Annotated in this window: 12 protein-coding genes; 4 read left to right on the top strand and 8 right to left on the bottom strand. The window is 33.4% G+C overall.

Features of this window, described 5'->3' with window-relative positions; translation table 11 throughout:
* Positions 1 to 7: 7 nt before the first annotated feature.
* The gene (locus tag HX049_RS15480) at positions 8 to 631 is read left to right on the top strand and encodes a SprT-like domain-containing protein (RefSeq protein ID WP_131540218.1); all 624 of its coding nucleotides are present in this window, start codon (positions 8 to 10) and stop codon (positions 629 to 631) included.
* A 6-nt stretch (positions 632 to 637) separates the two neighbouring features.
* Entirely contained in the window at positions 638 to 1705 is a 1068-nt protein-coding gene (locus HX049_RS15475) for a mannose-1-phosphate guanylyltransferase (protein WP_286416972.1), read from the top strand.
* Between the two features lie 53 nt (positions 1706 to 1758).
* Here the strand turns inward: HX049_RS15475 and HX049_RS15470 are convergent, their stop codons facing one another.
* From HX049_RS15470 to HX049_RS15460, 3 genes are all read right to left on the bottom strand, one after another.
* Positions 1759 to 2535, bottom strand: a complete 777-nt coding sequence (locus HX049_RS15470; RefSeq protein ID WP_006259574.1) for an ABC transporter ATP-binding protein — start codon at positions 2533 to 2535, stop codon at positions 1759 to 1761.
* A gap of 3 nt (positions 2536 to 2538) precedes the next feature.
* Positions 2539 to 3285 (bottom strand): MlaE family ABC transporter permease, encoded by a 747-nt coding sequence (locus HX049_RS15465; RefSeq protein WP_006264692.1) that lies wholly within the window; start codon positions 3283 to 3285, stop codon positions 2539 to 2541.
* Positions 3286 to 3353: 68 nt separating this feature from the next.
* Entirely contained in the window at positions 3354 to 4208 is an 855-nt protein-coding gene (locus tag HX049_RS15460) for a glycosyltransferase family 2 protein (protein ID WP_286416971.1), read from the bottom strand.
* 136 nt (positions 4209 to 4344) lie between these two features.
* Between HX049_RS15460 and HX049_RS15455 the strand changes: the two genes are divergently transcribed.
* Positions 4345 to 5811, top strand: coding sequence for a lipopolysaccharide biosynthesis protein (locus HX049_RS15455; protein WP_286416970.1), 1467 nt, complete (start codon positions 4345 to 4347; stop codon positions 5809 to 5811).
* 77 nt (positions 5812 to 5888) lie between these two features.
* Here HX049_RS15455 and HX049_RS15450 read toward each other — a convergent pair whose 3' ends face one another.
* The 5 genes from HX049_RS15450 to HX049_RS15430 form a co-directional block, all read right to left on the bottom strand.
* Positions 5889 to 6800 (bottom strand): DMT family transporter, encoded by a 912-nt coding sequence (locus HX049_RS15450; RefSeq protein ID WP_131540215.1) that lies wholly within the window; start codon positions 6798 to 6800, stop codon positions 5889 to 5891.
* Between the two features lie 295 nt (positions 6801 to 7095).
* Positions 7096 to 8301, bottom strand: a complete 1206-nt coding sequence (locus tag HX049_RS15445; protein ID WP_286416968.1) for an MFS transporter — start codon at positions 8299 to 8301, stop codon at positions 7096 to 7098.
* A gap of 95 nt (positions 8302 to 8396) precedes the next feature.
* The gene (locus HX049_RS15440; RefSeq protein WP_286416966.1) at positions 8397 to 9308 is read right to left on the bottom strand and encodes a helix-turn-helix domain-containing protein; all 912 of its coding nucleotides are present in this window, start codon (positions 9306 to 9308) and stop codon (positions 8397 to 8399) included.
* A gap of 668 nt (positions 9309 to 9976) precedes the next feature.
* Positions 9977 to 11035: a 3-oxoacyl-ACP synthase III family protein gene (locus HX049_RS15435; RefSeq protein ID WP_131541071.1), complete on the bottom strand. Its 1059-nt coding sequence runs from the start codon at positions 11033 to 11035 to the stop codon at positions 9977 to 9979.
* A 210-nt stretch (positions 11036 to 11245) separates the two neighbouring features.
* On the bottom strand, positions 11246 to 12295 hold the full coding sequence (locus HX049_RS15430) for an alpha/beta hydrolase (RefSeq protein WP_286416964.1): 1050 nt from the start codon (positions 12293 to 12295) through the stop codon (positions 11246 to 11248).
* A 142-nt stretch (positions 12296 to 12437) separates the two neighbouring features.
* Between HX049_RS15430 and HX049_RS15425 the strand changes: the two genes are divergently transcribed.
* A complete protein-coding gene (locus HX049_RS15425) occupies positions 12438 to 13052 on the top strand; it encodes a hypothetical protein (protein ID WP_286416963.1) in 615 nt (204 codons plus the stop codon).
* Positions 13053 to 13562 lie beyond the last annotated feature (510 nt).

Here is a 13562-nt window from a genome sequence, read left to right as displayed (position 1 = left end):
AATGTAATTGATAGAGAAGCTTAAACCATATTTACCAGAACAAGCAGTTGAACCTGTATTTGAATTGATAAAACACTATCATGTGCATCTAAAGATTGTACACGAGAGAGTTACACGTCATGGAGATTATACTCGTAATCACGATGGGAAGCATATTATAACGATAAATTCTAACCTGAATCCTTACCGTTTTTTGATGACCTTGATTCATGAGATAGCTCACTTAGTGGCTTATCAAAAGTACAAAGGGGGAATAAAGCCACATGGAGTAGAGTGGAAAAGTACTTTTCAATTATTAATGTTGCCCTTTTTAAGAGAAGAAATATTTCCTAGTGCATTATTACCTTTGTTAGCAAATCACTTTAGAAACCCTTCTGCTAGTAGCGATACTGATGAGAAGTTATCTATAGCGATGAGAAGGTATGATGTCCAGGATATAAATAATAACAATTGTTTTATATATGAAATCCCTTTAGGGAGTCATTTTAAAACTTATAACGGAAAGATATTTAAGCGCGGTCCTATTAGGGTAAAGCGTTTCGAGTGTTTAGAGGTTTCAACGGGAAGAATATACACTTTTAAAGCAAATGCTGAAGTAGAGTTGTTGACCCATTATGTTGTAAATAGATAAAGATATATGAGTTCAAATTATTACGCTGTGATTATGGCAGGTGGAGTAGGGTCACGTTTTTGGCCTGTGAGTACACCTGAGTTTCCAAAACAGTTTCACGATATGTTAGGATCAGGAGATACCTTGATACAAAAGACTTTTAAACGTCTGTCTCAGGTAGTGCCTAAAGAGAATATTCTGATTTTAACGCATGAAAACTATCGCGAGATAGTAAAGGAACAATTGCCATCTGTAGAGTTAAATAATATCATATTAGAGCCAGATATGCGTAATACAGCACCATGTATACTATATGCGGCGATGAAGATTAAGAAGATGAATCCAGAGGCAGTAATGGTGGTGGCGCCTAGCGATCACTGGATAGAAGATGAGTTACAGTTCGTATCTAACTTACAACGCACCTTTGATGTATGTGAGCGTGATAAGGTATTAATGACTTTAGGAATTTTGCCTACTTTCCCTAATACAGGGTATGGATATATTGAGTTTAATAAACTAGATTCTCGTCCTATTAAGAAAGTAGTACAGTTTAGAGAGAAGCCTGATTACGTTACAGCACGTAAGTTTGTACAGAGCCGACATTTTTTATGGAATTCAGGAATTTTTATATGGAGTGTAAGCTCTATTTTGGACGCTTTCTCAGAGTTTCAACCTGCTATGACGGAATTGTTTGATCAAGGGTATGATTATCTAAATACAGAAGATGAGAAGTCTTTTATAGATGAGAACTATTCTAAAGCTGAAAACATCTCTATAGACTATGCTGTGATGGAGAAGGCTAATAATGTATATGTATTACCAGCTACATTTGATTGGAATGATTTAGGTACATGGGGGTCTTTATACGATAAGCTTCCTAAAGATGATAATGACAATGCGGTAGTAAATGCAACTGCTTTTTTTAATAATGCTACAAATAATATTATTAGAACAGCTAAAGGGAAAGTGGTAGTAGTAGATGGTTTGAATGACTATATCATCGTGGACAAGGATGATATTTTATTATTATATCCTAAGAAAAAAGAACAAGAAATTAAGGTTGTGAGTCAGCAAGTGACGGATAAACTTAAGTAAGAATACAAGAAAAGAAAAAGGAGTAATGTTATCAGCATTACTCCTTTTTTATATTATTTCTTTTCATTTCCGATTTGTCTCATAGCTTGACGTACCATTCTGAATAATTCTGATGAGTACACAAAGTCAACTACATCTTCATTGTCTGTCTGAATGATCTCTTTATGATTACCAGACCAAGCTAGTACCCCATTCTTTAAGAATACGATGTGCTCACCTATTTCTAATACAGAGTTCATATCGTGCGTATTGATTACTGTAGTGATACCGTACTCATGTGTAATCTCTTGGATAAGATTATCAATAACGATAGCTGTCTTAGGATCAAGCCCTGAGTTAGGCTCATCACAGAATAAGTATTTTGGGTTATTAACTATTGCTCTGGCAATAGCTACCCTCTTTTGCATACCTCCTGATATCTCAGAAGGCTTTTTTGTGTTAGCATTGATTAGATTCACACGATCTATAACTTCATTCACACGATGTGCTATTTCTGCATCAGATTTATTAGTAAACATTCGAAGCGGGAAAGCAATGTTTTCCTCTACAGTCATAGAGTCAAATAAGGCACTTCCTTGGAATACCATTCCTATTTCTGTTCTTAGCTCTCTTTTTTCAGTATTTGTAAGGTCTGTGTATATTCTACCATCAAAACTAATAGTTCCTTCATCTGGAGTGTGAATACCTAGGAGAGTTTTAAGCATTACTGTCTTACCAGATCCACTTTGTCCAATAATAAGATTAGTTTTACCTGTTTCGAAAGTAGTTGTAATTCCTTTCAGTACTTGAGTACCATTGAACGATTTTTGTATATTTTTTACTTCGATCATTTCTTAGTTGCTTAAAAGTAGAGAGGTTAATATATAATTTGTCAAGATAATGGCTACACTTGTCCATACGAATGAAGTAGTACTAGCCTTACCTACTTCTAGGGCTCCACCTTTCATATAATAACCAAAGTAAGAAGGTATAGTAGCTAGTAAGAATCCAAAGAGGAAAGTTTTAATAAACGCATAAGTAACATGAAATGGAGTAAACGAATCTTGTAATCCAATTATGAATTGTTCTGATGAAACAAAGTTCCCCATAACACCTCCAAACCATCCTCCGACAATTCCTAAGAACATACTAATGCCTATGACAAATGGATATAATAATACGGCAATTAGCTTAGGGAAAACAAGGTAGTTTAATGAACTAACCCCCATAACCTCTAAAGCGTCAATTTGTTCTGTAACACGCATTGTACCGATACTAGATGTAATAAAAGAACCCATTTTTCCAGCCATAATGATAGAGATAAATGTTGGTGCAAACTCTAGTATTACAGATTGTCTAGTAGCAAATCCAATAAGGTATTTAGGTATAAGTGGGTTTGTTAAGTTTAAGGCAGTTTGGATAGCAACTACTCCTCCAACGAAGAAAGATAGGAAACTTACAATACCTAAAGAACCAATGATTAGATCATCTATTTCTTTGAATATTAGTACTTTCATCACTTTCCATTTAGTCATTTTGCTAAACATTTCTTTTAGCATTATAAAGTACTGTCCTATATGTGTTAATCCAGATTTTATCATAAAAATTAAAATATCGGCTAAATTACCAATTACAAATGAGTTTTAAGTTTATTAAAGCAAAAAAGTGATTAGAGTAATTTTGATTTTATCTTACTCCAACGGTACTTACGTATAAAAATGCCTTGCTCTTCAGTGACTAGATACGGTTGTTTTTCCCTTTTTGCTTTATAATAGCCACTGATGTAATCTATGAATAAGAAAGGTTTTTTCTTTTTCAATGCTAGTTTTAAAGAAGCGATAGATGTAATTATTATTCCGTAGTGAAGTCTATAGAATGCTTCTCCTTGTTTATACCTAGCCGCTTTATTATACATTGCACCAGTAGGCTTGAGGTGCTTTACTTTTAGAGTATCTATCGTAACGATCTTCCAATTGTAGAACTTACACAAGAGTTCATCTACTGTGTCCCATCCCATCGAAGGCTTAAGACCTCCTATCTGTTTAAAACAGTCTAGTTTATAAGCTTTAAATGCCCCTCTAATATGATCTTTGTCTGTAAGGCTTTCGATTACCCATTCCTTGTTTTTTTCTATATAGGCAAAGCCTCCTACCATTCCTATAGCTGGGTCTTGTGCAAAAGTACTTGCGATAGTAGCGAAGTAATTATTAGGTAGAATAAGATCTGCATCTAGCTTAACGATAAAATCGTATTGATCTAGATTATCTACTTGTTCTAAACCATAATTAAAAGCTTTTACAACTTTACTACCAGGTAGATGTATAGCTTCAGATGCTTTGTTAATTAGTGTGATATAAGGAAGATGAGCATAGTTGTTCATAATGATATTGGCTGTGTCATCTGTGGAATTATCGTTTACAACTATTACATCAGTTGGTAACAACGTTTGAGAAATTATACTGTCTAGAGTATGACCGATAAAAGCCGACTCATTATAAGCAGGCATGATAACAAGGTATTTCATGTAATAGTATTTGTGCAAATAAGCTTTCTTTTATAAGTTGGTTTATTCACATAAGAATTACAAATTTAAAAAAAATAGTAGTTAAGGACTTATTAGCAAGTATATTTGTAAGTGATTAACAGATTTAGGTATCCTCATGCAAGATAAAATATCTACGAAACAGGCATTTCTTTTTACTCTTATCAATTATATAGGTGTATTGATAGGAGTAGTGTCTACTGTGTTAATCTATCCTCAAGATAAAGAACTGTTAGGTATTATTCGTTTTGTAGATGCCTGTGCACAGATTATATTTCCGATTATTGTTTTAGGAAGTACACATGCATTGATTAACTTTTACCCCAAACTAAGTGAACGTTTGCAAGGTAAACTCTTTAGTTATAGTATGCTCTCTATGATTAAACTCACTATAGGAGTAGGAATAGTATTGTTACTAGGATCCTATGTCTATGATGGAGCAGAGATGAGATATGTGGTTATGGGGTTTGTACTAGCTATTTCAATGGCTTATATAGAGCTATTTAGGCGACAAGCAACTAATCTACAACGCCTTTCTTTTCCTACCTTTTTTGAAAAGATAATCCCTAAAATAGCTCTGCCAACAGTGTTCTTAATAGTAGTGTATGGCAGCTTTTCAATAGATAACGCAGTGTGGTATTATATAGTGTCTTATTACGTTATTGCCATAGTAATAGGTACTTATATATATAGACATTTTAAGTTTAATTGGCATTGGAAATACGACGACTTATTTGCTCATGTAGGAAAGAAAGAGTATTACGCATATAGTTTATTCGCCTTTGCAGGAAGTTTTGGTTCTTTCTTTGCGTTTAGAGTAGACTCTCTGATGATTCCTTATTTTATCTCTTATGAAGCGAATGGTACATATAATATAGGGGTGACATTAGCGTCTACACTCGCTATACCAGCTACAGGAGTATTTGCACTATATGCGCCTATTATATCTGATTTAATAAAGAGAGCGGAACTGCGTACACTGAATATGAAATATAAAGAAGTAGCACGTAATCTTTTCTTTATTGGTATGCTTCTTTTTAGCTGTGTTGTAGTTGGTATAGAACCTTTATTTCAATTGTTACCTACTTATGACAAGTTAGCTCCTTCATTACCTATTATCTATTTACTAGGTATTAATGTAGTGATTAATATGTCTACAGGATTTAATACAGAGATTATTTCTTATTCTAAGTATTACCGTTTTAATCTAGTTTCTATCTTAAGCTTGATGGTTCTTAATGTTGTTTTGAACTATGTATTATTAGCCTATACAGACTTAGGAATATTCGGTGTGGGGCTAGCATCACTATTATCTCTAACATTGTTTAATATAGTTAAGACCTACTATATTTATCAAAAGATGAAGTTATGGCCATTTGATATAAACTTCTTTAAGCTAATGTTATTTATGGTAGCTTTTGTTGTTATAATATTTCTCATCCCTAATAACTCTCATCCTCTATTAGTCTTAGTTTTAAAAGTAGGATTAGTGATTATCTTAAACTTCATTGTTCTATTAAAGACGAATTGGGTTATAGGAGTAAAGTCAATGTTAGATAAGCTATTTCGCAAACTAGGTTTATAACCTTATAAAAACAACAACGCGATATACCTTACAGGGATATACCGCGTTGCTTATAAAAAAATGGATATTCTCGTTGTTTAATTTTCAGGAATAACTTTCTTCTTGATTTTAGTCAATAGGAATATAGTTGTTATAATACAAAGACTTCCTATATAATCCATCAATTCAAAGTTTACCCCAAAATATACCACAGCTATTAAAGTAGCAGACAGAGGTTCTGCGCAAGCTAATAAACTAGCTCTTTGTGGTCCAATATTCTTTATCGCCATTAAGAAGATATAGAACGGTATCAATGTACCTAAGAAGATAATGAATAATACTGCCAAATAGGTATCAGTATCCCATATGCCTTCTAGCTTATGTGGAGGATGTATAATACTCATCGCTATACCTGCGATAAGCATACTCCAACCTATAATAGCGATAGGACTATATCTATTCAATAAATGCACAGGCATCAGTGTATATACGGCTAATGCTATAGCTGACGCTATACCCCATACTAATGCTGTAGGGGTGATATTCAGTGTGTTAATATCTCCATGTGTTACCAATAAGAATGTACCTAACATCGCCATTCCTATAGCTAAGAACTCAATAGGCTTAGGCCATTTGCGTAGTCTTAATGCTAGATAGATAGCGATGAACACAGGGCCGGTGTACTGTATTACTGTTGCTGTTGCCGCATTAGAGTGCAGTATAGTCACAAAGTAAGTGTACTGTACTGTCAGCATTCCAAGTATACTGAAAAGAATCAATTGGACTGCATCCTTCTTGTCCTTCCAGATATTTACGACATCAGGATTCTTTCTGACAATACCAAATAATAACATTAATACTCCTGAGATAAGAAGACGAACGGTAACTAACCATTCAGCGTTAAATTCTTTTTCTCTAAAAAGGAACTGAGCAAAAGCTCCAGATACTCCCCATAACATCGCTGCAAAGATTGCGGATGTAAAGCCTAAAAACTTATTGTTTAATTGCATTTTTAAAAACGTACATCTAAGTACATTATTAGTTGAATATAGTGTGATAAAAAGGATTCTTTTTACCTAAAGACTAACGCAAAATTACTGATAAATATGACTGTAAAATAGTAAAAATTACTACAGTATACGAATTGTCTACTCTGTATAAAATAGCTAGCTTTAAGAGAAGTTTAATAAGTATTAATCATTAAATAATGCATATTTGATAAGTTATTTTTAGTTTTATAAGTACAGCGATGTTCTGTTCTATCGTGTATTATATAGAAATATGTATAGGTTAGTTATTTTTCTTCTAGTTTATTGTTTTTTCTCTATTATATAGCTTGATTATATAAAGTATAGCTAGTAATAGTGCTACAGCTGTAATGAGGTATCTTACTCCTAATGCAGTGGGAGTGGTAATAGCTCCTGTAGACGAGATTATTAACGTGACAAAAGAGGTAAGTACATACACCAATCCGCCCATTAGACCGCCTGCTGTACCTGCATTATTAGGGAACTGTAACATGGTTGTGGTAAAGAAATTATTAAATAGCGTTCCAGAACAGATATGTATAAGAAATAGAAAACCTATTAATAATGGTAGACTCTCTATCCAGATAGTAGTAATTAATAGAACTGCTATTAGCGATAGTTGAACTAATGAAGGTTTAAGAGCTTTAGGTTTTAAGTCTAAGTGCATTCTCTTCTTGCCTATTATACCACCGAGCATCCATGAGAATCCAAGTACTAATGTACAGTAACCAATAACTACAGACCCATAACCAAATGTGTTTTCGATTAGAAAAGGTCCTGCTATATTAAAGATCATTACGATAGAGTAGCTAAGCCCTAATATTAGTGTACCAATCATAAATCTTTTTTCACTAAGCATCATTTTATATAAACTTAATGTATCTGATAAGATAAACCTCTTCTTCTCAGGTATACTCTCTCCACTGATACACAGATCTAAGATTAACAATACTCCTGCATAGATAGCTAAGAAATAGAAGTTAGCATGCCAGTTAAATAGCTTTTCTAAATATCCTCCTAAGAATGGTGCTAATATTGGACCACATGACCATACGATCGTAAAGTAGCTTAAGTAATACTGTCTTTTCGTCTCATCATAAATGTCTATAAAGATAGCACGTGTAGCAACTACTAACGTAGAGATAGCCATTCCTTGTATAATTCTCATAATGCAGATGTAGAAGACACTATCCATCTGTGTGATACTGATATTGGTAATAATTAATATCAGTAAAGCGACTAAGCGCGGTTTGTACCTTCCTATATTATCTAAAAGACTACCTACGAATATTTGTGATATACCATAGCTTAACAGATAGCAGGTAAGGGTAAGCTGTATGTCTTGTTCTGATACAGCTAATCCTTTAGCCATAGAAGGGAATGACGGTAAATATATATCGGTCACAAAACCAGAAAGGGGTATAGAACAAAAGGCTAGTATTGTAGCTAGTCTTTTTCTTTGTTCACTTGCTTCTCTTAGCATAGATTATAATTGTTGTTTGAGAAGCAAAATTAAGTAGCCAATCATTATCTTGAATTAAATATCTCAAAGGTATAATTGCAAAAATCAAAGATTGATTATATAGGTTTTTTATATTTTAATGGTGTTACTCCAGCATTCTTTTTAAAGAAATTATTAAAATGAGATGGTTGATCGAAGCCTAGTGTATATCCAACTTCTGCTATATCCCAACTCGTATTCTTCAATAGGTTTTTAGCCTCCTCGAATAGCCTTTCCTTTATCAACTGAGTGGTTGTCTTACTCGTTGCAGACTTAATAGAAGCATTTAGATGGTTGACATGTACGTTTAGGGCAGTAGCGTAGTCAGATGCTGTCTTTAGGTTTAGAGGGTAAGCAGGTGAGTCTAGTGGGAACTGTTTGTTTAGCAGTTCATCAAATAGTCTGTATAATCTTGTGCTACTAGGTGTGTCTTCTAGCTTTAGGTCTTCTACTTTTAACTGTAACGCTTGATGTAGTAATAAAGCAAGTAAGTTACGGATAATCTCAAACTTTAAAGGATAATCACTCTGAGCCATGGCATACATCTGTTTAAAGTAGGTAGAAGCCAGCTCTAATTGATCTTCATCTAAAAATATAAAGGGCTTACTCCATTCCTTAAAAAGAGAAGTCTTTTTGAAGAACTCTATTGTACTATGTTCTACTAAAAACTCTTGGTTGAAAAGGCAGAAATACCCTTCTTGTTGATTGCTTAGACATTCCCATTCATATGGTATCGTAGGGCATGGAAGAAATAAAGCTGGTCTGTCTATTATCAATGTATGCTCACCATATTTAAATACACCTTCTCCTATAATTAAGCATACTTTGTAATAATCTCGTCTGTTATATGGCGTATTGAAATTACAGTATTTACGAATATTAATATTGAAATGTGATTTACCACATTGGTAGTCAGATGCATCGAAGGCATAATGGCTAATGGTGTTTTCTCTATAGTGATCACTGATTGTTTCTAGATTTTGACTCATAGTATTAAGAGAATAAGAAAATTAAGTCAAAGTTACTAAAATCAAATAAATATAGCTTGGCTTTTTAATTGTTTATAAGAGGATAAAAATAACTGTGTAATTCTCTTTTGTTTTAAGAGCTATTGGTTGAGTTAGAGTATTGTTATAAGAAAATAAGAATTATTTTTATTCTAATAAAGTATAAGAAGAATGAATAAAAATAGAAGTTAGCCTCTTTTATTATTGATTTTAGTTTAAATATTTTTAGTAAAAGGTCTATTTAATTAAAATGACTATATGTGAAGTTGTGTTTATGACCAATAATTTTTGAGAAATTGGCATTACTATTGATAATTATTTTATAGAATTTTTAGTGTGTTTTAGGGATATAGCTAGACACAATAGAGGAAGTTATATAATAGAAAGTATAGTCACGTGAATAGTTTAGACCGGATTTTAAAGTTTATAATAGCAGTAGCTACTTTGTTATTAATTGTTGATTTGTTTGATTTTTTTAGTAATAATGTAGTCAGTTATCTATGTTACAGTGCATTAGGTGTGTGTACTGCTATTCTCGTTTACATAAGTAAGACTTGTGAAAAAGAGAAGAAAGAGAATAAATAATAGAGATATCACTATAGCCTTTTTATAAAAAAAGAGAGCTTAGTGCTCTCTTTATATTTCATGTCTTATACTTGATAAGTAAAGGCATTTATGTTCATACCAGCCCCTACGGAAGCAAAGAGGATTATATCTCCTTTTTCTAACTGGTGTGGATCTAGTTGTTTGTTGATAATCATATCATATAAGGTTGGTAATGTCGCTACGCTACTATTCCCTAGTTTTTGGATATTCATAGGCATGATATGCTCTGGCATTTCCATCTCGTATAATTCGAAGAAACGTTTTACGATGGCCTCATCCATTTTTTCATTGGCCTGATGTATCATCACCTTTTTGATTTTGCTGATATCTATTCCACTTTTATCTACACAGCTCTTCATTGCTAATGGGACATTAGTTAGTGCAAATTCATAAATCTTTCGCCCAAACATCTTGATGTACTTAGTGTTCTCATCTAAGTCAGGATTGTATGATTTGCCATAGTGAATGAAGAAAGCCTCGTCTAGTGTATAACTAGCAGACTCTACAGATAGTATTCCTCCTTCTTCATTAGTTAGTTCTAATATAGTAGCTCCTGCACCATCAGCATAGATCATAGAGTCTCTATCGTGTAAGTCTATCACACGTGATAGTGTCTCTGCTCCGATGACTAGACATCTCTTAGCCATACCTACTTTCATAAATGCATAAGCTTGTATCACGCCTTGTAACCAACCTGGGCACCCAAAAAGAACATCAAATGCTACACATGATGGATTAGCGATTTTCAGATTGTGTTTTACTCTAGAGGCTAAGCTAGGTACAATATCAGACTGTAAAGTACCGTGTTTTACATCTCCGAAGTTATGCGCAAAAATAATGTAGTCTAATGTCTCAGGATCTATACCTGCATTTTTGATAGCATGCTCAGAAGCGATAGTACCGATGTCACTAGTAGTTAATCGATTTTCTACATATCTCCTTTCTTCGATACCTGTTATCTGTTGTAGTTTATAAGCTGTACGTTGGTTAGTATCCTTTAATGGTTGACCGTGTTCGTCTCTGAAGTCAAATTGATCAAAGGTGGTATTGTCTATTACTTTAGTTGGGATGTAGCATCCTGAACTTATTATTTTAATATTCATCATATCGTTTTTGGGTTAATTGTAAGGTAAACTTAGAACTTTATATTTATTAATGATAAGTTTTTCTTGATTTTTTTGAAGTATTCTAATGTAGTATTTTGATTTCGTATTATTTCTTTTGTAGGTATATAATAATAATGCCAATATGTAATATTTATTGTGTGATATTACATATTGGCATTAAGAGAAGCGGTATGTGATCTTACCGTATTATTTTTTATAAAGTGTATTCTTATACTTAGTGAGCTGATCTACTGTTTTAGTATCCTCAGTAGAGGAGAAGTATTTAATGACTGTGTCTAAGAATTTCTCAGTCGGTTTAAAATCATAATGCATCTGCTTATTCAGAGCTTCGAAAGTTTCCTGTAGTAGAGTAGGGTTGTTTTTTAGTTCTTTAAAGTTGATTCGATATCCGTCAAATATGTATCTCAGACCATCTAGGTTTCCTTTTAGTGGTATACTACCGTGGTCTTCTCCTTCATAGGCTACATATTTATAGCTCAGTGTAGCAGGAGTGTTTTTACTTAATAATGTATCAAATTCTTTGATTGCGCTATAGTGATCAGTTAGATGCCCTTTGTTTTCGCTTTCACCTACTTGCGTTAAGAATAGTCGTCTGTGTTTAAAGTCTTGGTTTATCCCATCCGTATATTCTCTTAGTATAACCTTATTGTCCCACCATATACTAGGATCGTGTACGATATAAGCGTTAAACATATCAGTATAGTTTAGTAGATTATTTAAAGCTGTAATCCCTCCAAACGAGTGACCGATTAGTATTTTATAATCAAGGGTTCTATAGTTCGTGTCTATATAACTAAATACTTCTTCTTTTAAGAAACGGAAGAAGGCATCGTTGCCCCCGTTTTCTCCTTTTATTTTTTTAGATTGTTCAGTAGACATGCTCTCACTAGTTACTTTAGTAGGAGTCAGGTCTCTTGTTCTATTGGTATTGACCACTCCTACTATGATCATCTCTGGGATAGAAGGGTATGGATATCTACTTAGCTTATCTAGATAGGCTGTTAGATAATTAAAGTTGCTTTCACCATCTAGTAAGTATATGACAGGATACTTCTGATCGGGATATTGTGTATCGTTATAAGCAGGAGGGAGGTAGACCTGTATCTTTCTATCTTCGTTTAGCACTTTAGATTGGATTGTATATGTTTTTCCTATTTCTATCGCTTCTTGAGCAGTGATGGTATGTGCAAATAATAGTGATAGAGATAGTAATAATGTGTAGAATAATTTCTTCATGATATGAGTAATGATTGTTTTGTGTTTGGATACAAATATAAGTTCTTATTTATAATTGTTCTAATTTGTGAAATTATAATTCCTTTTAGAGAACAAATAATCTGTAGTTATTATCTTGTGTGGATTAAAGAGACGGTTGAAAATGAATAGATTAATTATTGTTTTTGTTGCACTTATTAGTGCATTTTGCGCTTTTGGCCAAAGCGCAAAAAAACCAATAGAGGTAAAGGTATTAGACTCCACTGTGAAGGATAATAGCCTAGCTACTATTGTAGTAATGAATAACTCTAATGATACGTATTGGTTCCCTTGGGATACTTCAGAGTTAGCTTATGGAGCTAGTGTAGGTAGTACATACGAGAATCAAGTATATGTATTAAAACAAAGAGTGTATAATAAGGCAAGTCATATCGATGAGCCTATGCTGATGAGTGGGGATTATGATTCGGATAGTCTATTAGCCAAGTGGCAAGAGAAGCTGAAAAATAAGAAGGTAACAGACTATGTGATCATAAAGCCGAAAAGCTTCGTACAGCTAAGGTTGCCTTTTAAGTCAGAACTAACTGTAGCTCCGACGTGGTATGCATGTAAGGATAATGTAAGTGATGGTGGATATAAGTACTATGTATCCTATGTATATAATACTAAGGCAATGGAACAAGTACTAAGCCCTAAGCTACTAGAAGAGGTGAAGAAATTAGGATATAAAATTTATGAGGCTCCACTAGAGTCTAACAAGGTTCCTATCGCGAAATAATAAAAAGAGAAGTATATCCCATATACTTCTCTTTTCGTCTAAAAAACAGCTGTATAAAAACTTTATACGAATTATTGGCATTGGTAAAAGTACTTATATCTAAATGGATATTATATGATAGTTATCAGTTTGTCTAAAAACTATATTATTGTAGAGAAGTTTACTTTTACTTCATACACACAGTGATTATTAGGGAGTAGCCTAGGTAAGGAGATTGTTTATAGATGAGATGTGTTATTCTTAGCTAAAGTGTATGAGGAGGCAGAGATTCCTCTGTGCATCCAGATAGCTTTTAGTCTTATAGCAGTTATGTTGCTATTGATTCTATATAAGAAGAGAGATATTTCCATCTTCAGTCCGTTGTTTTGTTTAAAATAACGGAGTCACTACAGACTCATAACGGACTCACTACGGACTCAGATCAAGGAAGACTTGTCTCGTCCTACTATAACTGTACAGCTATAGTTAATAATCCTACTTAATACTGTACAGCTATAGTTATTAATCCTT

This window comes from Myroides odoratimimus (genome assembly GCF_030326305.1).
GTDB lineage: Bacteria > Bacteroidota > Bacteroidia > Flavobacteriales > Flavobacteriaceae > Flavobacterium > Flavobacterium odoratimimum_A.
This window is presented reverse-complemented; position numbering and strand designations above follow the sequence as displayed.